Here is a 23,892-nt window from a genome sequence, read left to right as displayed (position 1 = left end):
TGGATTGAAAAGGAACAGGGCCGAAAATAAAATCGGCCCTGTAATTATTCTTTGTTTGCTTCTTCTTCGCTTTGAGCGAGTAGAAAGGCTTTCATAAATTCATTCAAGCCCCCGTCCAATACATGCTGGGTATCAGAGGTTTCAAAACCTGTCCGATTGTCCTTTACTAGTTTATATGGATGCAGGACATAGTTTCGGATTTGGGAACCAAAATCTACCCGAAGTTTGGAAGATTCTATCTTCGCGATCTCAGCATTCCGTTTTTCCAGCTCCATTTGATAAAGCCTGGATTTCAACATCTGCATGGCTTTTTCCCGGTTGGCAAGCTGTGATCTTTCCACCTGGCATACCACAACAATTCCGGTTGGCTTGTGTGTCAATTGGACTTTGGTTTCCACCTTGTTCACATTTTGACCACCTGCACCTCCGGATCGGGAAGTATGGAGTTCAATATCGGCAGGGTTGATATCGATTTCAATGCTATCATCCACTTCAGGATAGGCATAAACTGAGGCAAATGAAGTATGTCTTCTTCCTCCTGAGTCAAAAGGGGATATCCTTACCAGTCGGTGAACACCTGTTTCAGATTTCAGGAATCCATATGCTAAAGGACCCTCGAACTCCAAAGTGGCAGATTTGATACCTGCAACTTCACCTGGCTGAACGTCTACCTCTTTTACCTTGTAGCCATTCTTTTCACCCCACATGATGTACATTCTCATTAGGATGGAAGCCCAGTCATTACTTTCAGTTCCTCCCGCTCCAGGGTTGATTTCCAGCACTGCATTCAGCTGATCTTCCTCTGAGGAGAGCATCTTTTTGAGTTCAAGATCTTCTACAGCTGTTTTGGCTTTTTGGTATTCAGTTTTGATTTCTTCTTCGCTGACTTCATCAGCTGAATAGAATTCATACAATACCTCCAAGTCCTGAATAATCTGCTCCAGATCTTCAAATGATGAAGTCCAGCCTTTTCTAACCTGGATTTGTTTCATCGTTTTTTCAGCCTCTTCCGGATTATTCCAAAAATCAGGCTGGGCAGATACTGCCTCTAAATCTTCTATTTCTGCTTTCTTCCGATCGTAGTCAAAGATACCTCCTTAAAGCCGAGGTGCGAGCTTTCAAGTCTTTCAGTTGGTCCGAAGTCATGATTTTAAAGTTGAAAATTGAGCTGCAAAAGTCTGAAAAAAAATCCGTTTTTACTAAGTAAAAACAAAATCAATCCGGTAATCTCATTTGGATAATCTGAATTCGATTTCGCCCTTGATTTTTGAATGTTTTGTACCGAATAGGTAAAAGTGCTAAACCTGTTCCAGTTAAAATACCTCCAATCACTCCGACGCCCCTATCAATGGAAAACTCCCCAGTTTGGTAAATGGAATTTATACTCTCGACCCCCAGTAAGATTACACCTGATCCTAAAACTAGGGCATTCATGTTTCTTAGGGTAGAGTTTCTGGGATCTTTTCTTCTGATATCAATTTCCAAGATATCATCAGGAGAAAGTATATTCTCACTCAAATAGATATAATTGTCATTGAGATCTTTGATCACATCTGTGATGTAATATCCTAGCTTCGCACTTTTGTAGGTGATCGGTTCACCTATATAAAATCGGATTTGGGTTTTGGTATTACTGCCTCTTTTCAAGAGTAAAAAATCTTTGGATTGAGCATAACTTGAAAAACTCAAGATTGTCAAAAAGATCGTAAAAATAAGTAAGTTGATTGCTTTCATGTACAGCGGTTAAGTTAGTCTTAAAAAATTCTATACGAAAGAGAAAGAAAAAAAGCTGTTGAATTTTCAACAGCTTTTGGTTTTTATGTAGAAAGGATTTTTGCAACCCTGAAATCATCTTCATCCACTGATTTGTCATCTACGATCGCCTTTTTAATAGGAGTGTATACAACTTTATGATTGATTAGCCCTGCCATCACATCATATTTACCTTGTAATAGACCCTCTACAGCAGCTACTCCTAGTTTAGATGCCAATAATCTATCATAAGAACTTGGAGCTCCGCCTCGCTGCAAATGGCCAAGGATAGTTACTTTGATATCGTAATAAGGAAGATGTTTCTTTACCTTTTCAGCTATTTCAGCAGCACCACCACTTTTTCCGCCTTCTGCTACAATGACAATGTTGGATGATTTTTTTGCTTTAGTTCTAATTTTAAGTTTTTCTACCAAATCCTCAATTGGCATTTTCTTTTCAGGGATCAGAATTGCTGCCGCTGCAGAACCAATTCCCGCATTGATTGCAATAAAACCTGCATCTCTACCCATCACTTCCACAAAGAAAAGTCTGTCATGGGAAGTAGCGGTATCCCTGATTTTATCAATCGCTTCGATGGCAGTATTGCAGGCAGTATCAAACCCAATCGTGACATCAGTTCCAGATAGGTCATTATCGATAGTTCCTGGTAAACCTACGGCAGGAATTCCAAACTCTTTATAAAACAAATGGGCTCCTGTAAGTGAACCATCACCACCAATCACTACCAAAGCATCAATGCCATGACTTTTAAGGTTATCATAGGCTTTTTTTCTTCCTTCAGGTGTTCTAAATTCTTCACTTCTTGCAGATTTTAGAAATGTACCGCCTCTTTCAAGAACGTGAGCGATGTTTTTTGAATCTAATTTTTTGATATCATTTTGGATGAGGCCTTCATAGCCTCGATAGATACCATACATTTCCAGATTATAGTAAAATCCTGCCCGGACGGCTGCTCTGATAGCAGCATTCATACCAGGAGAATCCCCTCCGGAAGTAAGTACACCGATTTTACGGATAGTTTTAGGTTCCATTATAAGGTTTGAGTTAAGGCTTTAAACATTAATTCGGCAGATGCTGGATTGGTAGCTAGTGGGATATTGTGAACATCACAGATTCTCATCAGCATTTGCACATCCGGCTCATGGGGGTGTTTGTCCAAAGGATCTCTGAAAAACACAACCATGTCAAGCTCTTTCTGTGCAGCCATAGCGGCAATTTGTGCATCACCTCCAATTGGGCCGGATAATAATTTCTGAACCTCAAAACCAGCTTTCTCGATATGCGACCCAGTTGTGCCTGTTGCAACAAGCTGAACATCTACTCTTTGTAGGTTATTCTTAAAGCCGCTTAAAAAATGAACCATGTCGGCTTTTTTTCCATCATGGGCAATCAATGCAATTTTCATGAAATCTGGTTTAATAGGTTGGTGCCAAAGTTAGGAAAAAATCCTTTTTTTAAGCTTTTGATGGTTTGATTTCAGGTTTATTTTTCAATAAGCAGAAGATAATTTGGAACTAATCAACCTTTCTTAGGAATCATATTTTCCAGTTTGAAAAGGAAGGCATATTCCAAGGCGATTTCTTTCAAAGCATTAAATCGCCCGGAAGCTCCTCCATGTCCCGCTTCCATATTGGTGTGTAAGAGCAAAAGGTTTTGATCTGATTTTAGTTCCCTGAGTTTTGCTACCCATTTGGTCGGCTCCCAATATTGAACCTGAGAATCATGCAAGCCTGAAGTTACCAAGAGATTTGGATAGGATTTAGTTTCTACATTATCATAAGGAGAATACGAAAGCATGTAATCATAATAATCTTTCTCTTTCGGATTTCCCCATTCTTTAAATTCACCTGTTGTCAATGGAATAGTTTCATCCAGCATTGTAGTCACCACATCTACAAATGGAACAGCTGCAATTGCTCCATTGAAAAGCTCTGGACTCATATTGATTACTGCACCCATCAAAAGTCCTCCTGCACTTCCTCCCATTGCGTAAAGATGGGCTGAGCTGGTATATTTTTCTTTGATTAGATGATTGGCGCAGGCAATAAAGTCTAGAAATGTGTTCTTCTTCTTTAGCAATTTCCCATCCTCGTACCAATGTCTTCCTAAATCTTCTCCCCCTCTAATATGGGCGATAGCATAGACAAAGCCTCTATCTAATAAGCTCAATCTGCTGCTTGAAAAATAAGCATCCATGCTAAAACCATAAGAGCCATAGGCATATAAAAGGAGAGGGTTATTTCCATCAGGTTTAAATAGAGACTTCTTGTAAACCAGAGAAATTGGGATCATTACTCCATCTTCGGCTTTTGCCCAAATCTTAGCGGATTGATAGTCACTCTCCTGATAGCCTCCGACAACCTCTTGTTGCTTTAATAAGGTTCTTTTCCTCGTGACCATGTGGTATTCAAAAGTTGAAGCTGGAGAAACCAAAGAATTATATCCAAACCGAAGAATCTCTGTTTTGAATTCGGGATTATTTCCTATCCAAGCTGTGTAGGTTTCTTCTTCAAATTCCAGTTCATGACCAGCACTTCCATCCCAGGGTTTGATGAATATTCTGGTCAACCCATTACTTCTTTCCTGGGAGACAAAGAAGCTTTCAAATAAATCAAAGTCTTCTATTAATACCTGGTCCCGATGGGGAATGAAGTCTTCCCAATGTTCCAAAGAAGGGTTTGAAATTGGAGCTTTGACCACTTTAAAGTTTTGAGCTTGATGATTGGTTCTAATCCAAAAATGCTCTTCATAATGATCGACTGCATACTCCAAATGAGGAACTCTACTTTGGATCAAGTTCCATTTTCCGTTTGGATTTTTTGCTTCTAAATACCTGATTTCCGAAGAAATGGTGCTTTCAGAATGAATGAATAGATAGTATTGGGACTTTGACTTGTGAATATGACAAGTAAATTCTTCATCTAATTCTTCAAAAACTAACTCAGAGTTCTCAGGCTTAGTACCAAGTTCATAACGATATATTTGATTAGACCTCAGCGTATCAGGATCCTGTTTGGCATAAAATAAAGTGTAATGGTCTGTTGCCCAGGCCATGTTTCCTGTTATTTGTTCGATTTTTTCGGCTAGGATTTCTCCGGTTTCAAGATTTTTGAAATGAATGGTATAGATCCTTCTTCCAACCTCATCTACCGGAAAGGCCAACATTTTTTGATCAGAACTGACTGCGATACCGGCTACATGGAAATAGGTTTTGCCTTCAGCCAGTTCATTGACATCTAGGATGATTTCTTCCTGATTTTCAAGGCTATCTTTTTTTCTACAATAAATCGGATATTCACCTCCTTGACGATATCTTACATACCAATAAAACCCAGATTTGAAATAGGGTACACTTTCATCATCTTCCTTAATCCTGCCTTTCATTTCATCAAAAAGATCCTTCTGAAACTCTTCAGTATCTTTCATAACCTCTTTCAGATAGGCATTTTCATCTTTTAGGTATTGAATGACTTCCGGGTTTTCCCGATCTCTCATCCAGTAATAATTATCAATCCTTCTGTGTCCGTGCGCTTCTAAAATTTCGGGCTTCTTATGGGCTTTCGGTGATTTCATCAAATTTCGATTTAGGCTGCAAGTTTACTAAAAAGGCTTGAGGAGGACCTGATTTTGAAATTAAATGCATTTTTTTAGGTATAAAAAATCACAAAAATGTGATGAGCTATTGTTTCATTCAATATTTATTAAAATATTCATGGAAGTATTAATCAACCATCAACCTTTCACCTATGGGAATGTTAAAAGAATTTAAAGAATTCGCTGTCAAGGGCAATGTTGTCGATTTGGCCGTAGCGGTAATAATTGGAGGAGCTTTTGGCAAAATTGTGTCTTCTTTTGTGAATGACATAATCATGCCTCCATTGGGGCTACTTTTAGGAGGCGTAGATTTTAAGGATCTCGCTGTAGTGCTGAAAGAAGCTGAAATGGATGCCGCCGGAGAAGTTGCAGTTGCAGCTGTTACTTTAAACTACGGGATGTTTATCCAAAACGTAGTGGATTTCGTAATCATCGCTTTCGTGATTTTTCTTGCTATCAAAGGCATGAACAACATGAAAAAGAAAAAGGAGAAAAAAGAAGAAGCTGCTCCACCTCCAGCGCCACCAAAATCCGAAGTTCTTTTGGAAGAAATTCGGGATTTGCTTAAGAAACAGTAAAAATCAAACGGCTCTCATTTTTGGGAGCCGTTTTTTTATTGTTGGATTCTACCTCTTTGCCTCTGATAAAGCATTCTGGTAAAATCTCTTGAAATTCCATTCAACTTGAGAATTTGTTCATAGCTAATGACTGAGGCTACTTCCTTCACAAACCTTTCTTCATCATCAATCATTTGCCTTTGTATCGCAAATCTTTTGGCAATCATTTCTTTAGCCTGAGAATCTGAAATAGAATTCGCTTCTCTTCGAGGATTTAGCTCTGCAAGTTTTCGAAGGTTTGCCTCTCTTTGATTTGAATATTGATTGTATAAAGGCCAGAATTTTTGGGCTTGTTCCGGACTTAGGTCTAATCTTGTAGAAATAAAGGCGATTTTGGCATCCTCTAATTTTTGTCTGTCAAATTGCTGACCCGGCCTTTGAGCATATGCCTGCAAAGAAAAGAGAAAGAGGTAAATGCCTATCCATAGGGTTTTTCTCATAATTCATATAAATTTTGATCTTCAGTATCCCACAGTTCATCCACAACAGGGAATTCCTCCTCGATGATTCCTTCCAATAATTCATCAGGATTATCACTCATGGATAAAATGTCTTCCGCAGTCCAGTAATTTGCGTCAATGTACAGATTGACTTGATTGTCCAAAACTAGATATTCATCGGTTTTGGATTGGGGAAGAAAGGTGTAAATCCCGACTGACAATGCTATAATAGCAACTGCAGCCCATTTGATCCATGAATAATCAGTTTTGGATTGCACACGTGCCATGATTTGATCAGGCAAGTCTTCAAAGTAGCCTTTTGGCTCTTTAAATGGCTGAATAGGAGGGATAACTGACATATCGTTGGTTAGACTTAATTTAGTGCTTCAGGTTTATTGATTACTGATAATTTCTTCAATTTTTTTGACTGCATGATGATAACTGGCCTTTAAAGCACCCACACTGGTACCTGTAATGGCCGAAATTTCATCATAACTGAGGTCTTCTTGGTATTTCAAATGAAAAACAAGACGCTGCTTTTCAGGTAATTTTAGCAATGTTTTTTGGAGCTTGAGTTGAATCTCATCACCGTTTAAGCCAGAAGAATGATCCAGATAAGACTCCATTTTTTCTTGATGATCATCCAGCGAAAATAAATAGCGTTTCTTTTTCTTCTCCAAAAAACTCAAGGCTTCATTGGTCGCAATTCGATACAACCAAGTAAACAAACCTGATTTCGACTCGAATTTATGGATATGATGATAAGCTTTGATAAAGGTATTTTGGGTGAGATCATCGGCATCCTCATGGATGATAACCAATCTTCTAATGACATGGTATACCCTTTTTTGGTAGACTTGGATCAATTGTCTGAACCCCATCTCCTTGCTATGAGGGTTTTGAATTAGATTCAGAATTTCTTGATCACTAATTTGCATTGCTGCTTGGTTAGACCTGAAATGATGGGCAAGGTTTATTTCTTTCTTTCAAAATTTTAAAATATTTGAAATCCCAATACAGAATCCAGGCTTTTCAAGCCCAAAATCAAGGTAATGATCCATATAAAAATTGCCAGTGAATTGATCCACTTTGAGTTTTTATATTCTTTCATCCAAACTTGTTGATTTGCAATCCATATTAGCCAGGCACTGATTAATGGCAAGAGAACTCCATTTGCAATTTGTGCCAGAGAAATTAATGCCACAGGTCTAATTCCAAATGACGAAAATACCAATCCTGCTCCTACAATTATCAGAAAAGATACTCTCATACTTTGTGATTTATTTTCCTGACTCCAATTCATAATTCCGCAAATCACCAAAGCACCTGCGAGCGGAGCCGTAATCGAAGAAGTCAGACCAGCGGCCAACAATCCAAATCCCATCAAATAAGTGCCTGATTTTCCGAAAACTGTTTCTAAACCGGAAGCTACGTCCTGAGCCGAATTAATAGACTCGCTCGTATTGAATGTGCCTACTATCAAAATCGCCATAGAAACCAATCCTCCCAATAAAACGGATAGAATAATATCCCTTCGCATAAGCTTGATTCCGCTTGGATTTTTCCATTTTGCTTTGGCCAAACTTGCATAAAGGAACAGGTTGTAGGGAACCACGGTAGTTCCGATTAAGGCAACCAAGCTTGGGACTTCTTCATTCTTCAAAGATGGCCAGAATCCTGCAAGAACTTCCGACCAATCCGGTTTTACTAATATTGCGGTGCTGATAAATGCCAAAGACATCAATACCACTAGAGCGATTAAAGTCTTTTCTAAGGTTTTAGAATTTCCTGACCAGAGTATCAAAAGAGCGATTGATCCTAAAAGAAAGTTACCGGAGTCAAGAGAAAATGGACCAAAAGAGAATATTGGAGCTTTCCAAAATGCTCCAAGACCAAGATTTGCGCCCGTAATATTACCCGATTCATAGGCGATATTTCCAATAACTATAGCTGTTAGAACAAGAATGATTTGTACTATTTTGAATAGAGCAGAGCCCTTTTGGGATCTGATGATTTGACTTAGATCCTTACCAGATACTAAGCCTATCCTTCCGCTCATTTCTTGTAAAATAACTGTTGCTAAAACGGAAAGGCCCATTGCCCAGATGAGGGAAAACCCAAAATTGTATCCAGCCAAAGTGCAAACAGTGACCGTTCCGGGGCCAATAAATGCCGCTGCGATGATGGGACCGGGGCCAATGCCGCTAAGTAGTTTTTTTAGACTCAACTGACTTCTTTTTTTGCCAAAATAGCTTTTTGGGAAGACTTTTTGTTAGAATTATGGTTATTCTTTTGGCTTAAAGAAATTCTTATGATCTGGATGCGACGTGTCTTTAAAATTTTGCTGGGAATACTTCTTTCCTTGGTGTTTTTCCTATTGCTTCTTTTTCGCAACGATATATCAGAAGAAAAGATCATCAACAAATATAGCTATCCTGAATCTCATTTTATCGAAGTAGATGGGGTTAATCTGCATGTTAGATTTATGGGAAAAGGAGATCCGGTATTTTTGATTCACGGGAGTTTTTCTTCCTTACATACTTGGGATGATTGGCAAAGAGAAATGAGCCCTTATTTTATGACCATTTCGGTGGATTTACCGGGACATGGTTTGACTGGGCCTGATGAACTCCAACGTTATTCAATTGAAGATTATGGTCAGTTTATATTGAGGTTGGCTGAGAAGCTTTCTATCAACCGCTTTCACCTAGCGGGAAATTCCATGGGTGGAGCAGTGGCTTTACAAGTTGCAAGCACTCGGCCGGATCAAGTTCTCTCTTTAAATTTAATTGACTCTTCAGGTGCTCCAAAACCTGTAAAAAGGAGTTTGGAATCCTCCTCAGAATCTAGTGCTAGAGGAGGTGGAGCTTGGGTTTTTCAACTGTTGGAAAATCCTCTTTTTTCAAAAGTGCTTCTAAAATGTACTCCGAAATTTCTCTTTTCAATGAACATGAGAGAGGTCTATGGTGATCAGGAAAAAATCAAGTCAGGCACGGTAGATCGTTATTTTGAATTGATGCTAAGAGATGGGAATAGACAGGCAACCTTGGATAGACTTTCTGGGCCCAAACAATCCTCTATTGATTTCAATAGGTTGACTATGCCCACTCTCATAATGTGGGGAGACAGAGATTCTTGGATTCCTATTTCTCAGGCATATTCCTTGGAAAAAGCAATACCAGGAAGTAAAGTCATAGTTTTCGAAGGAGTGGGCCATGTGCCCATGGAAGAGATACCGACAGAATCTGTCGCAAAATACCTTGCCTTTCTAGGGGTCGAGATCAGGAAGGATTATCTTGATGGTCCCAAATTGATGACTTATGCAAATTGAATTTATTTTAGGACTCATATTTTTTGTACAACTGATTTTTCTGATTCTTTATCTATTGGACAAAAGGAAAAATCTTAATTCAGAGTTACTTCAATCCCAAATTTCTGAACTTAGAAATGAGCTCGATAATGGTTTGGCTTTAGCCAGAAAAGAAAGTAGAGAGAATTTACAGTCCCAATTTCAGCTGGTTTTCACTTCGCTAAGAAATCATGCTCAGGATCAAAAAGGGGAGCTCAAAACCTTTGGAGAATTATTTAGGCAAAATGTTCAGGATTTTAATTCAGTTCAAAGGGAGAAGTTTGGTGAATTGAATAGAAGACAGGATGAATTGATGAAATCTACCGAATTGAGATTGGAAAAGATTCGGGAAACGGTAGACGAGAAACTGCAAAAGACCCTAGAGGCTAGGCTTGGTCAATCTTTTGAAATGGTCAGTAGGCAGCTACAGGCTGTTCAAAAAGGCCTAGGAGAGATGCAAAGTCTAGCCAATGGAGTAGGAGATCTCAAGCGGGTTTTAAGCAATGTTAAAAGCCGTGGAGTTTTGGGTGAATATCAATTACAGGCCATTTTAGAAAATCAATTGGCACCTGATCAATACTTAAGCAATGCCGAAGTTGGAAAAGGAACGCGAGAAAGGGTGGAATTTGCCGTCAAAATGCCTGGTCAGGATCATCCGGTATTATTACCAATAGATTCTAAATTCCCACAAGAATCCTACTTGAGATTGGTGGATGCTTATGATACAGTTAACAAAACAGAGATTGATATCAATCGAGCTGAGTTGATTAAAGCAGTAAAAAAAGCAGCTTCAGATATTCAGATAAAATATATTCATCCTCCCTACACCACAGATTTCGCGATTTTATTTCTTCCCGTAGAAAGCTTGTATGCGGAAATTCTCCGGGAACCAGGTCTAGCGCAAGCAATTCAACTGGAATATAAGGTACTGGTAACTGGCCCAACCACACTTTCAGCTATCTTGAATAGTTTACAGATGGGCTTCAGAACTTTAGCTATTCAAAAAAGGAGCTCTGAGGTTTGGCAGATATTGGGAGCAATTAAAACTGAATTCGGAAAATTCGGCGAGCTGATAGAGAAAACACAGAAAAAGCTGAATGAAGCAAACTCTGAATTAGATAAGTTGGTGGGAGTCAGAACAAGAGCTATTCAGAGAAAATTGAAAGATGTACAGGAACTTCCAAGTGCAGAGAGTGAAAAGCTCTTGGATGAGTAGTTAAAATTGAAAAAAAATGAATTTTTAACTACCTGCTTTGTTACCTTAGCCTATTAGCACAAAAGAATTGGTTTAAATACTGATAACCATTAAGAAAGGTATTACTTTTGTGCCTGTTTTTATCACCAGAACAATTTCTATGGGGATGCACATTGTAATTGCCGGTGCGGGGGATATGGGTTATCACCTGGCTGAGCAATTAAGTTATGACAACAAAGACATCACGCTAATCGATACTGAGCGAGAAGTCTTGGATTATGTTTCATCCAAATTGGACGTCCTAACCGTATTGGGAGACGCCACTTCAATTGAGATTTTACAGAGGGCGAATGTGACCAATGCCAGCATGGTATTGGCAGTTACTACTTCTGAAAAAACCAATATTGTTGCGGCTGTTCTTGCAAAACAGCTAGGAGCCAAGCGTGTGATGGCCAGGGTAAGAAATCACTCTTACCTCAATCCTGAAAATGTCAATTATTTTCAAAATCTAGGAATCGATAACCTGATCTCTCCGACTATGCTCTGTAGTAGAGAGATTTTCAATATGATTCAAAATTCTTCTTTCACCGAAGTTTTTGACTTTGGAGGAGGAAAATTAAATATCGTTGGGGTTACCTTGGATCAATTTAATCCTTTGGTCAATCAAAGGATTATGGATATGAAGACCAACCCAATCTTTGAGGATATTCGCATCATTGCGATTTTAAGAGACCAAAAGACTATAATTCCAAGAGGATCCACAATTATCCGAAATAGTGATCACGTGTTCTTTATTTCTAATAAAAAGCACACTGAGAGTATTTTGGAATTGATCGGTCAGGAGAAAAGAGAGGTGAAAAATATCATGATCATCGGAGGCGATGACATGGCTCTAACTACTGCCCTCAAGCTTGAAAATCATTTCAGGGTAACCTTGGTCAATAAAGATAAGGAGAGATGTAAGTGGCTTGCAGAAAACCTTCCTAACACATTGATTATCAATGGTGATTACAAGAATATAGAGCTTTTAATTGAAGAGGGTTTAGAGCAGATGGATGCTTTTTTGGCACTTACTGAATCTTCAGAGACGAATATTATTACCAGTTTGTCAGCTAAGAATCACGGTGTGTATAAAACCATCGCACACGTGGATACAAGGGAGTATATTCATATTTCACATAGTATTGGGGTGGATTCCTTAATCAATAAAAAATTGGTTGCGGCCAATGAAATTTCCAGGTATTTGAAAAAAGGAACTGTAGAAGCTGTATCCGGAATCTATGGTGTAGACGCGGAATTTATTCAATACTCTGTCTGCAAAAATAATCGCCTGACTAAAAATGCCCTGAAAGATCTTCACTTTCCTGATACTGCTATCGTAGCCGGGGTTATCCGTGGAGAGGAAGTTTTTATTCCTGATGGAGATTTCCAGCTTCAGTTAAATGACAAGGCTATTGTATTGGCACTTCCACAAGCCAAAGGTTCCTTGGACAAACTTTTCCATTAATCTATGATTCATTTTAAGGAAATAGCAAAAATCATGGGAGCCCTCTTGGTGCTCATCTCGATTTTGATGCTTCCTGCAGCGGGGTGGTCAATTTATTTTGGAGAAGACCCTTGGCCAATTTTGGTTGCAATGTGTATTTCAGCCCTTTTTGGCGCATTTTTCTTTTCTTCCTTTTCCAAGCAGGATCAAAATATCCGAAAAAGAGAGGGCTATTTGATTGTGGCTCTTTCTTGGGTTTTTATGACGCTGTTTGGAATGTTGCCCTTTATTTTAAGCGCCGAAATCACCTCTTTTCACGATGCTCTATTTGAGACCATGTCGGGTCTTACCACAACAGGTGCCAGTATTTTGACAGATATAGAGGCAATGCCTAAAGGTCTTCTTTTCTGGAGAAGTATGACGCAATGGATTGGTGGTTTGGGAATTATTGTCTTGACGGTTGCAATTTTCCCACTTTTGGGAATTGGTGGGATTGAACTCTTTGTTGCCGAGTCACCGGGGCCAACTTCTGATAAAGTGCATCCTAGGATTTCCGAAACTGCCAAGAGATTATGGTATGTCTACGTGGGATTGACATTATTAGCAACCCTTCTTTATTGGGTCGGTGGAATGACTTTTTATGATGCCATCAACCATGCCTTGACGACCTTGGCTACGGGTGGATTCTCTACCAAAAATGCCTCAATGGCTTATTATGATTCGGCTTTTATTCAATATGTAGCTATTGTCTTCATGTTTTTGGCCGGAACCAACTTTACCATCATTTATTTTGGATTGATAGGTAAATTCAGAAGAGTATTAAGAAGCGATGAGTTTAAAACTTACGCTTTTGCTTTGCTGGGGATATCTGTGATATTATTCTACCCGATTTTCGCAAAAGGAGGGGTAGACTATGAATTGGCTTTTAGAAAATCCCTTTTCCAAGTGGTCTCTCTGGTAACTACAACTGGATATGTCACTGACGACTATACCCAATACGGACAGGGAATGAGCTTTATTTTCTTCATGCTTCTGTTTTTGGGGGGTTCAGCAGGATCAACAGCCGGTGGGATCAAGTTCGTACGTCACCTGACTTTTATTAAAAATTCCTGGTTGGAGTTTAAAAGGCTGGTTCATCCAAGGGCGATCGTACCATTGATGATCAATGGTGACCGGGTAACTGGAAGGATCATTACCCATATTATGAACTTCCTTTTGATTTACCTTTTGACTTTTGTCATTGGGGCATTGGTACTCTCTCTGATGGGCTATGATTTACCAACTTCTCTGGGTGCCGTGGCTACCTGTTTGGGTAATGTTGGCCCAGCCATTGGAGAAGTAGGACCTGTTGACAACTTCGCTTTTTTCAGCGGATCCGCTAAAATATTCCTTTCCTTTATCATGCTTCTGGGAAGATTGGAATTATTCACCATTCTGATCTTATTCACTCCATTCTTCTGGAGAGCGAACTAATCAAAAACAGTAAACTGAGCTTGTATTTTGGCAATTCTATCTTCCAGACTTTCTGAAGAAATGGTTGTTCTGCTCAATCTATCCACCATGATAGGAAAAGCGAATGGGGTAAATTGAACTGGGTGTTTGACCACGATCTTCAATCGATTGATCTTTTTTAATGCATTAATCAACTTATCCCTATCCATCTGCTGATTGATAGCTTCTTCATGTGCTTGCTTCAACAATAGGTTGTCTGGATCATATTGCTCAAAAACCTGAAAAAGTAAGCTGGAATTGGCCTGAATGTGCTTGAATGTGGTGGGTTTCCCGGGGTATCCTTGAAAAACCAATCCTGCAATACTGGCAATTTCTCTGAATTTTCTCCGGGACATTTCACTTTCATTCACACAGTGGAGAATATCCTCTTTGATATTTTTTAGGCTGAATACATCTTCTTCCAAAATTTCTTCAATAGGAATTGGCATGTCTGAAAGAAGCTCAAAGCCATAATCATTCATCGCCATATTGAAAGTGACTGGATAGCTTGCTGAAACTCTATAGGCAATCAAAGCACTCATCAATTCATGCATCATTCTACCTTCAAAAGGGTAGAAAAAAATGTGATATCCCTGCTTGCTTTGATGAGACTCTATCAAGAAGGTGCTTTGATCCGGTACAATGGAAAGCTTGCTCTGAAGATCCAAAATTGGTAAAACCTGCTTGACTTCTTCTGACTTATGAATGCCATTATTATACTCTGAAAGTATTTGGAGAATTTTATCTGACAGCATGGAAGAAAGTGACATTCTTGCACCCATCCAGCTTACCACGTTATTGGTTTTTTTCTCACTGACTTTGACTATGGCACTTAGGTCTCGAATTTGAAGAAGCTCTAATGATCGACCTGCAAAAAAGAATCTATCCCCAATTTTCATCTTTGAAATGAAGTACTCTTCCACTGTGCCCAAGTAGGTTCCATTTTTGAACTTCACTTTCATCATTGCTTCCGAAACAATGGTTCCCATAGAAAGCCTATGTTTCATTGCTATTCGTTTGTTTTTGACTTTGTATAGCCCATCCTCATCTTGACTGACTTTGAGAAAATCCTCATAGCTTCCCAGAGAATTTCCTCCCTTTGTGATGAAATCCATAGCCCAGTCCATTTCCTCTTTGCTTAAATTGGAAAAAGAGTAGGTCCGTTTAACGATAGGATAGATTTTTTCCGGTGCAAATCCTTCGCCTACTGCCAGTGTGACCAAAAATTGAATGAGGACATCATAGGGTAGGATAGGAGCAAATTGAGACTCTATGGCTTCATTTTCCATGGCATCCCTTAAAGCTGCTGCTTCAATTAACTCTAGAGAATTGGTAGGGACGAAATAAACTTCAGAGGGAACACCCGGTTGATGTCCAGCTCTTCCGGCTCTTTGCATAAAGCGCGCAACACCTTTAGGACTTCCTATTTGGATGACTTTGTCAACTGGTCTAAAATCTACTCCGAGGTCCAAACTTGAGGTGCAGACCACTAGTTTTAATTTTCCTTCGTGCAAAGCTTCTTCTACCCAAGATCGGACAGACATGTCCAAAGAGCCATGATGCATGGCGATCCAGCCTGCCCATTCAGGTTTGGCTTCCAAAATTTTTTGATACCAAATTTCCGTCTGAGATCGTGTATTGGTAAAAAGTAAGAGGGATTTTCCTGATTCTATGATTGGAATTATTTTGTCCAGCATCCTAATTCCCAAATGTCCAGACCAAGGATATTTTTCGATTTCATCTGGAAAAACTGATTCTAGTCGGATTTCTTTTATTACCTCAGCTTTGACAATATTTATGGGAAGGTCTTTTCCTAAAAGCGCTTTGGCAGCTTCCTCCAAATTACCAATGGTAGCAGATATAGCCCATCTTTTGAAAATGTTCGGGCAGATTGCCTGTATGTACTCTAAAGCAAGCTGAACCTGAACCCCTCGCTTATTTCCAACCAACTCATGCCATTCATCAACCACTACAGTTTGCACCGTTTGAAAGAGTTTATGATGATCTTTTTGGGCGATTAATATATGGAGTGTTTCAGGAGTTGTGATTAAGACTTCGGGAGGCCTTCTTTTCAATGCAGCTCTGGTTTTGGCATCAGTATCTCCATTTCTGACTGCCACTTGCCAAGGTAAACCAATAGCCTCGCAAACCTCTTCCATAGCCTTTTGTATGTCTTTCGCCAAGGCTCTAAGGGGAGTGACCCAGATAAGTTGAAGTCCATTTTTTTTGCTGTTCTGCCAATCGTTGGGATGCTGTTGGATAAATTCCAGAATTACCGGAAACCATAAAGCAAAAGTTTTTCCTGATCCCGTTGGGGCATTTAATAGACCTGATTTTCCATCTAAATAGTCTTTCCAAGCATGAAGCTGAAAAGGAAAGGCTGTCCAACCTTTAGACTTGAAGTAATTTAAGGCAACCTGAAAACGCTTATCCTCCATACAGTTTTAAAAGATCTTTCAAGTCTTGAAGTGTATTTGCCTCTTCTTTAGGCTTATCTTTTCTCCATCTTAAGATACGGGGAAATCTCAAGGTTATACCGCTTTTGTGTCTTGGGCTTGACTGAATTCCTTCAAATGCAATTTCAAATACAAGTTCTGCTTTCACTGTTCTTACAGGACCAAACCTTTCTCGAGTGTTTTTTTTGACAAATTGATCTACTTCCCGCATTTCGGAATCGGTAAGTCCAGAGTATGCTTTTGCAAAAGGAACTAGATTTTCTCCTTCCCAAACCGCAAAGGTATAATCACTGTATAAGTCAGCCCGCCTTCCGTGTCCCTTTTGGGCATAAATCATGACTCCATCAATCGTCAAAGGATCGATTTTCCATTTCCACCAATTCCCCCGTTTTCTACCTGTCTCATAGGGAGAATCTTTATGTTTCAGCATCAGGCCTTCTGCTAAATTAGCTCTAGAATTTTCTCTGATTTTGGCATATTCATCCCAATTTTCAGCTAGAAGTGGACTGGATATTTCCAATCTTGGATGTTTAGTCTTCCGGACGACTTCTTCCAAAATTTGTCTCCTTTTTTTCAAAGGATAGTCTCTGAAATCCTCACCTTCAAACTCCAATAAATCATATGCCAATAGGCTCACAGGGGCATCTTTCAGTATTTTTTTACTAATGGATTTTCTTCCAATCCTTGTTTGCAAAATACCAAAGGGTAGGGGCTTTCCTTCATCGAAAGCCAAAATCTCTCCATCCAATACCAAACCGTCAGGCAAGGAACTTCCTAAGTCAATAAGCTCAGGGAACTTTTCATTGACAAGTTCTTCTCCTCTGCTCCAGATGAAGGTTTCTTGGTTTCTCCTTATCAATTGTCCTCTAATTCCATCCCATTTCCATTCAACTTGCCATTCTTCTGTATGCCCTAGCTCTTCTGGTATCTTTTCTAAAGGATGGGCTAAGAAAAAAGGGTAAGGTTTGCTTAAGTCTTTTTCTGCTTCTGTTTGGTAAAAAAGCTGATCAAAGGTTAAAGTTTCAGGATCCCAATTTCCCATCAATGCATAGGCAATGTCTGCTTTTTCCCGTTTTAGAAAATTAGCAAGGGCCTGAGTGATTAAATTTTGGCTGACACCAATTCTGAATCCTCCTGTGATAATTTTATTGAATACAAAGCGCTCCATTCGGTCCAGTTCGCTCCATGCATTCAGAATGAAATCTTTCTTTTGTTCGTCGGATTTTTCCTTTAAAGCTATCAACTGATTGATCCAATCACTGAGTTGATAGCTCGACTTGGAAGTGGGTAGAGGTAGCAAGAGAGAAATGGTTTCTGCCAAATCTCCTACTGTGTGATATGATTCTTCAAAGAGCCATTCTGGAATTTCTGCCATCTCCATACACCACTCTCGTAATTGTCGGGTATTCACTTGCCTTTTCGGTCTTCTATGAGTGAAAAGGGCGATTGCCCAGACTTTATCTTTTGAGGAAGATGTTTCAAAAAAATGTTGCAAAGCCTCCAGCTTATCTTTGGTTTTGTTGGTTTGATCCAACTTAGTGATTAGCTCTGCAAAGTTTTTCATTCAAATGGATAATGAGTAAGAGTATTTAAATTGAAATCTTAACTTAATGGACTTCTTGCCGTTTACCAATTTGAAAACAAGCTATTCATGAAAAAGTTAATTTTTGCGCTACTTTCCGGGTTAATTTTCATATCCTGCACTGACTCATTTGAATCAAATAAATACACCGGCAAGCAGGTTGAATATTCTTTATTCAAAGCCTCAGATTTTGATTTTTCAGGAACTGCGACCGTCAGGGAATTGATCGGAGGGAATTTGGAGATGAGTATTGATCTGGAAGGCTCCAGAGGTGATGCAAGTGTGAGTTACCCGGCTCATCTGCATTTTGGGAATATCAATACCCCACAAGCCACAATAGCATTTATGCTCAAGCCGGTAAATGCAGCATCCCTAAAATCAGTGACTGTATTGGAGCAAATGACCAACGGAAATCGATTACTGTTCAATGAACTATTAGGATTTGAAGGGCATATCAAAGTTCATCTAGCTGCCGATGGACCTGATTACAATACGATTTTGGTTGCTGGAAATATTGGAAAAGCTGCGAATGCTTCCAATTTTGATCCGTCTCAAATGGTGATCTGCGGGAAGGATTATTAGAATAAAAAAAGGCCTAATTTTTCATCAGGCCTAATTTTTTTTAATTTAATACTAGTGGGAAAGTGATGTCTAAATCGGTTTCTCCACCTGCCATCACAAAATTTTCAAAGTTTGGATTATTAGCTCCTGGATAGTTTTTATCCAAATCGTGTCTCAAGACAATTCTCATTTGAGCATTGTTGAAACCTGGAGAAGATGCTACTGTAACGATACCTCTTACACCGATTAGTTCTCCGCTCTCATCATCATAGACATAAGTGAGTGGTGCGGAAGATCCCACGAAAGCTGATCCCAAGAAATAAAACTGATGCTCATCAGCTTCCTCTAAAATCTCTTCTGTAATATCCTCGTTTTCGATAGCATTGAATACTTCAATGTCTAAACGGTAGGTTTTACCTTTCATAAGGCTTACAGTCTGCACTACAGGAGAAGCTCCTACTTCAATTCCTTCTGGGTCAGAAGCTGTGAAACTGATTGTTGTACCAACAGGATTACCAGAAGCATCAAGCTCTGTAAAGTTTAAAGTTACATCAGTGATTACTTCTCCGTCATTCTCTACAACCGGCTCTTCAGGTTCACAGGCTGTGAATACGAATAAACTTACGATCAGTGCGTAAAAAGGAAGTTTTTGGATAGTTTTCATTGTGTTTATATAAATTAAAATTGGTAATTGATTTTCAAAAGGATGTTTCTTCCGATATCATCAGTGAAGTATCGAAATCTGTTCATGTACTCTTTATAGCTGGTATTGAAGATATTTTGAACCTGTAGCCCAAGATTCAATTTGTTTTGTCCAATTGGCAATTGTCTTAAATATCCAAAGTTGAATAGAGCATAAGCATCAGGAGCAGGAGCCAAATCAAAATCAGGCTCTCGATTTTGTCGCGCAACCAACTGATTACTGATAGTGAATTTGTGTGTCTTTTTTTCCTGACCTAGCTTATATGAAAGTCCCCAATCCATTCTGTCCGAAGGAATAAATGGAAAGAAATTGTTTTCGTCTGTATTTTTTGCTCTAATGATGGAACCTTTGACGTAAGCATTGAAATTGGAGGTGAATTCATAGCTTCCAGAAAAATCAAATCCATAAAACAGCGCATTTGCCTGCAGGTACTCATAAACATTGAAAGTACCTCTCAAACTCACAAAAGTATCTCCTGTGGGATTGAGGTAAATGTAATTTGAAATCCTGTTAGCGTAGGCGGTCAATTCAAAGGTTGATTTATTGGAAGTAAACTCAAGTGAGTTTACCCATTTAAGGGATTTTTCTGAGTTTAATTCTTGATCACCTATTTCCACAGCAGCTGCCCCATGGTGCAAGCCTTGGGAAAATAACTCGTTGATATTCGGTGGTCTCCAAGCAGAGCCCAAATTGGTAGAAAAAGTAAGGCTTGGGGATAATTGGTAATAAGCACCTAGAAAAGCTGTGAAATTGCTGTAGTTCAGGTCCACTTCCTCCAGCTCATTATTGACGAATCGTGCTGTAGAGACATCTCTAAAATCAAACCTAATACCGCCTTCAATTTCCAAAGGTCCTTTGGAATATTTTTCAATTCCATAGAAACCCATGTTAAGCATTTGATAATTCGGAATTAGGGGAGTTACTCCAGTTCCTGGAATGTTGCTGTTTGCCTGTTGAATAATATTCAACCCCCAAGTACCGCTAAACTCATTTGGGTGGGTATGGTCTACGAATAAGTCAAGAGTATTGGTGAATAGCTCCAAATCCAAACTGGCTCGTTCATTTAAATCTCCTCTTCTTCTATCAAATTCCTGTCTTTGGTTGAGCTGAAAACCATATTGAAGATTTGCTTTCCAGTTGGAGTTGATATGATAATGAGACTTGATTTTACCTAAATGATGGGCAACTTTTTGCTTTGGATTTAGAATATCATAGGTGAAACCCACATTGGAAAAAGGCCTTCCATTGGCAATAATTTCCTGTAAATCAGTCAAATTTCCAGTATGGGAATCTCTCAAAATCCCCAATTCGGTATTGAAAAAACTATAATAAATCTCTGCTCCTAATTTTGGACTAGTATATCCAAGTGCACCAGAAAAGTTGATTTCATTCAGCCCGGTATTTGCCTGATAGTAATCCGGACTTTGAATATTACCTGCCCTTTTTACCGATCCTTGAACTCTGTAGCCCAGGCCTTTGATGCTTTTGAATCCATCTTGGTGAGTAACAGAAATATTCCCCATTCTACCATTACTTGCGCCTAAAACATATAGATCTGTCTTGCTTTCACTTTTGGTAGGGATTTCAGCAGGGCTTACTAAAATCACTCCACCCATAGCCTCCGGCCCAAAGCGAACTGTCTCAGCACCTTTTATTACTGTAATTTCATCTGCCAAAAAAGGATCAATCTCAGGGGCATGCTCAGCTCCCCATTGTTGTCCTTCAAGTCGGATTCCATTATTCAGAATCATGATTCTATTGGAGTGCAGACCATGAATCACTGGCTTTGCTATGCTATTTCCCGTGGAAAAAGTAGTGACACCAGCAACTCTTTTGAGGCTTTCTCCTAAGTTTTCTCCTCTGGATTCTAATAATTGCTCACCATATAGAGCAGTTACCGCTGTAGTCGTTTGAACGGCATCTCTATGTCCATGAATTTCAACCCCAGAAAGAGCGAAGGACTCTTCTTCCATTCGAAATGTTTTATTGAATGAATTGGATGCCAAGTCTATTTTTTCCTGAATTTCCTTATGACCCAAAAACTGGATTTTCAAATTGAATGCACCCTGACAAAGATTTCTTATGAGAAAGTTGCCGTCTAGATCAGTCACCACACCTTGCTTGGTTTCTTCCAGCCACACGTAAGCTCCCGGGATGGGTTGGTTATTTTCTAAATGAATCACCTTACCCCGAATAGACAGGTTGCAGTTCTGGGCTTTAGAAGGAAAAGCCAGAATTAGGGTTGTCAGAAATACAGTAATGTAGGGTATCAGTTTCTTCACGCCACAAAAATAAAGTGCTTTGTAGCTTTATACCAGAAAAAGTGAAACAAAGTTGCAAAAAGGGATAAGTGGTTTTTATCCCTGAGGAAGAAAAATGCTCAATTATTTCAAAAAACAGCCAAATTTCAATGTATTTGATTAATGTCGCTTACTTGATACTTGGGTGTGCCCCCTTCCTGAGTTGCTACAAATGCTCCGATTTTACAGGCAAAATCCAAAATCTCCTCTGAATTTTTGCCGTCTAGGTATGTTTTGACAAATCCGCTCAAGAAAGCATCTCCAGCTCCTATGGAGTCTTTCACTTTAATTTTATACCCAGGGTGCTGTGTGATTTGTCCATTTTGATAAATCATAGCGCCCTTGGATCCCAAAGTGATGCAGATGATTTCAATGGGAAAATTATGATCCAAAAATTCACATAGACTTTCCACTGTTGCTTCTGTATTGAAGTAATCTGCGAAAATTTCTAATTCATCTTCGTTGATTTTTAGAATTTCGGTGTACCCAAGGAGAGTTTCAATCACTTCGAAATCGTAAAATGGACTTCTCAAGTTGGCATCAAAAATCCTCAATTTTTGCTTCGGGAGTAATGCTAGAAGAGTTTTGAGACTTTCATTGCTTCTAACTCCCAATGTTCCAAAAATAAAAGCATCACAGTTCTGGCTAGCCTGAATCAATTCATCTGTAATAGAGATATGATCCCAAGCCACATTGGGTAAAATGGTATACTTGATATTTTCAGGATCAGAATTGTCAACCAGGACTTTTGAGGTCTGATAAGCGTCTTTTCTTTGAATAAACTTATCCGAGATCCCATAACTCTTTATGTATTCCACTAATTTTTCTCCATCTAAATCATTTCCTATTGCGGAGATAAAATTGGAATTCAGTCCTAATTGGTGAAGATTCAGGGCCACGTTCAATGGGGCACCACCTGCTTTCGAACCGCTAGGTAAGCAATCCCATAGCATTTCACCGAAAATAAAAACTTTATGAGGCATAGTCTTGATGTAAATCTTTTTGAATTTCTTCTAGAGTTCTTCCTTTGGTTTCCGGCATTTTAAATTTCACCCAAAGGAGTTGCCAAACCATCATCAATGCAAAGAAAGCAAAGATATAGCCTGGTCCGAATGCATTGGCAAAGAAAGGAAAGACATTGGCAATTACAGCGGCTAAAATCCAGTGGGTAAAAGAGCCAAGCGATTGGCCATATGCTCTAAGTTCATTAGGAAACATTTCTGAAATGAATACCCAAATCACCGAACCTTGTCCTACTGCGTGAGAAACAATAAATCCGAAAACAAAAATAGGGAGCCAGAAAGATGGAATTCCAGGCCCCAAAAAGTTATATGCCATCAAGGATAATGAGATAATATAACCTGCGGAACCTATATACATTAACTTTTTTCTTCCCAACCGATCTATTAAATAAAGTCCTAGAAATGTGCCCAGCAAGTTGACTATTCCAATTCCTATAGTTGATATTAAAGCGTTTTCCGTGGAAATCCCCGCCATTTCAAATACTCTGGGAGCAAAGTAGATGATGGCATTAATTCCTGATACCTGATTAAAAAAGGCAATCATAACCGCTAGAAGAGTACTGGAAAGGTATTTTGAATTGAAAAGAGTTGAAATGCTTGCTTTGGACTTTTGCCTCTTTTCTTCTTCAATGGCAAGTCTAATTGCCTCTTCGGCGCCTTCAGGATCTGTCCGAGTTAAAATAGTTCTAGCTTGGCTTTGAGCATTAAATTTGGCGATCAGCCATCTTGGACTTTCAGGTATTCTGAAAATCATTGCACTGTATATCAAAGCTGGTATTCCTTCAACAATCAGCATCCATCGCCACTCTTCTGGCAAGCCAGCAGTTCCAATCAGATAATTGGAGACATAGGCGATTACAATCCCAAATACAATATTAAACTGATACAGGGCTACCAAGAGTCCCCGGTTTTTTGCAGGAGCGATTTCAGAGATATACATAGGTGCAACTACAGAGGATGCACCTACACCTAAGCCACCAATAAATCTAAAAATAGTAAAAGAGGTGACGTCCCACGCCATTCCTGAACCCACAGCGGAAACTAAATAAAATATACCTATCCAGAGTAAGCTTTTCTTTCTTCCAAACTTGTCTGCAGGTATTCCGCCTAGCAAGGCACCTATTACAGTTCCATACAAAGCTGATGCTATGGCTAATCCATGCATCCAGTCACTTAATTGCCATACTTCTTGTATCGCTCTTTCCGCACCTGAAATTACAGCTGTATCAAATCCAAATAAAAAGCCGCCAAGAGCGGCTGTGATGGAAATGAAAAAGACATATTTATTAGAAGACATAAAAAGAAATGGGGTTTATCATTCGC

At 39.2% G+C, this 23,892-nt stretch carries 21 protein-coding genes; 6 read left to right on the top strand and 15 right to left on the bottom strand.

Features of this window, described 5'->3' with window-relative positions:
• Positions 1 to 44: 44 nt before the first annotated feature.
• The 5 genes from prfB to GYM62_RS08015 form a co-directional block, all read right to left on the bottom strand.
• Positions 45 to 1,146, bottom strand: a protein-coding gene (gene prfB / locus GYM62_RS08035) for a peptide chain release factor 2 (protein ID WP_139217432.1) whose coding sequence is annotated in 2 segments (ribosomal slippage) — positions 45 to 1,085 and positions 1,087 to 1,146 — 1,101 coding nt in all. Because the reading frame shifts where the segments join, the coding sequence is not laid out codon by codon here.
• A gap of 69 nt (positions 1,147 to 1,215) precedes the next feature.
• Positions 1,216 to 1,734 carry a hypothetical protein gene (locus tag GYM62_RS08030; protein ID WP_219959029.1) on the bottom strand — a complete coding sequence of 173 codons (519 nt, stop codon included), beginning with the start codon at positions 1,732 to 1,734 and terminating at the stop codon, positions 1,216 to 1,218.
• 83 nt (positions 1,735 to 1,817) lie between these two features.
• Positions 1,818 to 2,804 carry a 6-phosphofructokinase gene (gene pfkA, locus GYM62_RS08025; RefSeq protein ID WP_219959028.1) on the bottom strand — a complete coding sequence of 329 codons (987 nt, stop codon included), beginning with the start codon at positions 2,802 to 2,804 and terminating at the stop codon, positions 1,818 to 1,820.
• Complete coding sequence (locus GYM62_RS08020; protein WP_091650278.1) at positions 2,804 to 3,178, bottom strand: methylglyoxal synthase; 375 nt, start codon at positions 3,176 to 3,178, stop codon at positions 2,804 to 2,806. Before GYM62_RS08020 ends, pfkA begins: the two co-directional genes overlap by 1 nt.
• A gap of 113 nt (positions 3,179 to 3,291) precedes the next feature.
• Positions 3,292 to 5,346: a S9 family peptidase gene (locus tag GYM62_RS08015; protein ID WP_219959027.1), complete on the bottom strand. Its 2,055-nt coding sequence runs from the start codon at positions 5,344 to 5,346 to the stop codon at positions 3,292 to 3,294.
• A 173-nt stretch (positions 5,347 to 5,519) separates the two neighbouring features.
• Between GYM62_RS08015 and mscL the strand changes: the two genes are divergently transcribed.
• Positions 5,520 to 5,945 carry a large-conductance mechanosensitive channel protein MscL gene (gene mscL / locus GYM62_RS08010; RefSeq protein ID WP_219959026.1) on the top strand — a complete coding sequence of 142 codons (426 nt, stop codon included), beginning with the start codon at positions 5,520 to 5,522 and terminating at the stop codon, positions 5,943 to 5,945.
• Positions 5,946 to 5,980: 35 nt separating this feature from the next.
• Here the strand turns inward: mscL and GYM62_RS08005 are convergent, their stop codons facing one another.
• The 4 genes from GYM62_RS08005 to GYM62_RS07990 are packed head-to-tail and all read right to left on the bottom strand — an operon-like array spanning position 5,981 to position 8,651.
• The gene (locus GYM62_RS08005; RefSeq protein WP_219959025.1) at positions 5,981 to 6,424 is read right to left on the bottom strand and encodes a Spy/CpxP family protein refolding chaperone; all 444 of its coding nucleotides are present in this window, start codon (positions 6,422 to 6,424) and stop codon (positions 5,981 to 5,983) included.
• Complete coding sequence (locus tag GYM62_RS08000) at positions 6,421 to 6,783, bottom strand: hypothetical protein (protein ID WP_219959024.1); 363 nt, start codon at positions 6,781 to 6,783, stop codon at positions 6,421 to 6,423. Before GYM62_RS08000 ends, GYM62_RS08005 begins: the two co-directional genes overlap by 4 nt.
• 33 nt (positions 6,784 to 6,816) lie before the next feature.
• Positions 6,817 to 7,362 carry an RNA polymerase sigma factor gene (locus GYM62_RS07995; RefSeq protein ID WP_219959023.1) on the bottom strand — a complete coding sequence of 182 codons (546 nt, stop codon included), beginning with the start codon at positions 7,360 to 7,362 and terminating at the stop codon, positions 6,817 to 6,819.
• A gap of 56 nt (positions 7,363 to 7,418) precedes the next feature.
• A complete protein-coding gene (locus GYM62_RS07990; protein WP_219959022.1) occupies positions 7,419 to 8,651 on the bottom strand; it encodes an Nramp family divalent metal transporter in 1,233 nt (410 codons plus the stop codon).
• Positions 8,652 to 8,735: 84 nt separating this feature from the next.
• Between GYM62_RS07990 and GYM62_RS07985 the strand changes: the two genes are divergently transcribed.
• From GYM62_RS07985 to GYM62_RS07970, 4 genes are all read left to right on the top strand, one after another.
• Positions 8,736 to 9,755 carry an alpha/beta fold hydrolase gene (locus GYM62_RS07985; protein ID WP_091650305.1) on the top strand — a complete coding sequence of 340 codons (1,020 nt, stop codon included), beginning with the start codon at positions 8,736 to 8,738 and terminating at the stop codon, positions 9,753 to 9,755.
• On the top strand, positions 9,745 to 10,989 hold the full coding sequence (locus GYM62_RS07980; protein WP_219959021.1) for a DNA recombination protein RmuC: 1,245 nt from the start codon (positions 9,745 to 9,747) through the stop codon (positions 10,987 to 10,989). Before GYM62_RS07985 ends, GYM62_RS07980 begins: the two co-directional genes overlap by 11 nt.
• A 139-nt stretch (positions 10,990 to 11,128) precedes the next feature.
• Positions 11,129 to 12,475: a Trk system potassium transporter TrkA gene (trkA, locus tag GYM62_RS07975; RefSeq protein ID WP_091650315.1), complete on the top strand. Its 1,347-nt coding sequence runs from the start codon at positions 11,129 to 11,131 to the stop codon at positions 12,473 to 12,475.
• Between the two features lie 3 nt (positions 12,476 to 12,478).
• Positions 12,479 to 13,927 (top strand): TrkH family potassium uptake protein, encoded by a 1,449-nt coding sequence (locus GYM62_RS07970; protein ID WP_219959020.1) that lies wholly within the window; start codon positions 12,479 to 12,481, stop codon positions 13,925 to 13,927.
• Here the strand turns inward: GYM62_RS07970 and GYM62_RS07965 are convergent.
• Together GYM62_RS07965 and GYM62_RS07960 are read right to left on the bottom strand one after the other, a co-directional pair.
• Positions 13,924 to 16,383, bottom strand: coding sequence for a ligase-associated DNA damage response DEXH box helicase (locus GYM62_RS07965; protein ID WP_219959019.1), 2,460 nt, complete (start codon positions 16,381 to 16,383; stop codon positions 13,924 to 13,926). The genes GYM62_RS07970 and GYM62_RS07965 overlap by 4 nt on opposite strands.
• Positions 16,373 to 17,965, bottom strand: a complete 1,593-nt coding sequence (locus GYM62_RS07960; protein ID WP_219959018.1) for an ATP-dependent DNA ligase — start codon at positions 17,963 to 17,965, stop codon at positions 16,373 to 16,375. Before GYM62_RS07960 ends, GYM62_RS07965 begins: the two co-directional genes overlap by 11 nt.
• An 87-nt stretch (positions 17,966 to 18,052) precedes the next feature.
• On the opposite strand from GYM62_RS07960, the gene GYM62_RS07955 reads away from it, so the two are divergent.
• The gene (locus GYM62_RS07955) at positions 18,053 to 18,565 is read left to right on the top strand and encodes a hypothetical protein (protein WP_219959017.1); all 513 of its coding nucleotides are present in this window, start codon (positions 18,053 to 18,055) and stop codon (positions 18,563 to 18,565) included.
• A gap of 40 nt (positions 18,566 to 18,605) precedes the next feature.
• Here the strand turns inward: GYM62_RS07955 and GYM62_RS07950 are convergent, their stop codons facing one another.
• The 4 genes from GYM62_RS07950 to GYM62_RS07935 all read right to left on the bottom strand — a co-directional run bounded on the left by GYM62_RS07950 (position 18,606) and on the right by GYM62_RS07935 (position 23,866).
• Entirely contained in the window at positions 18,606 to 19,208 is a 603-nt protein-coding gene (locus GYM62_RS07950; RefSeq protein ID WP_219959016.1) for a hypothetical protein, read from the bottom strand.
• A gap of 14 nt (positions 19,209 to 19,222) precedes the next feature.
• Entirely contained in the window at positions 19,223 to 21,529 is a 2,307-nt protein-coding gene (locus GYM62_RS07945) for a TonB-dependent receptor (RefSeq protein ID WP_255590624.1), read from the bottom strand.
• A 125-nt stretch (positions 21,530 to 21,654) separates the two neighbouring features.
• The gene (locus tag GYM62_RS07940) at positions 21,655 to 22,530 is read right to left on the bottom strand and encodes a carbohydrate kinase (RefSeq protein ID WP_219959015.1); all 876 of its coding nucleotides are present in this window, start codon (positions 22,528 to 22,530) and stop codon (positions 21,655 to 21,657) included.
• Positions 22,520 to 23,866, bottom strand: coding sequence for a sugar porter family MFS transporter (locus tag GYM62_RS07935; RefSeq protein WP_219959014.1), 1,347 nt, complete (start codon positions 23,864 to 23,866; stop codon positions 22,520 to 22,522). Before GYM62_RS07935 ends, GYM62_RS07940 begins: the two co-directional genes overlap by 11 nt.
• Positions 23,867 to 23,892 lie beyond the last annotated feature (26 nt).

Source organism: Algoriphagus sp. NBT04N3, from assembly GCF_019443765.1.
In the GTDB taxonomy this organism is placed as follows: Bacteria; Bacteroidota; Bacteroidia; order Cytophagales; family Cyclobacteriaceae; genus Algoriphagus; species Algoriphagus ornithinivorans.
The sequence above is the reverse complement of the archived record's forward strand: the minus strand, read 5'-3'. Positions and strand labels throughout refer to the sequence as shown.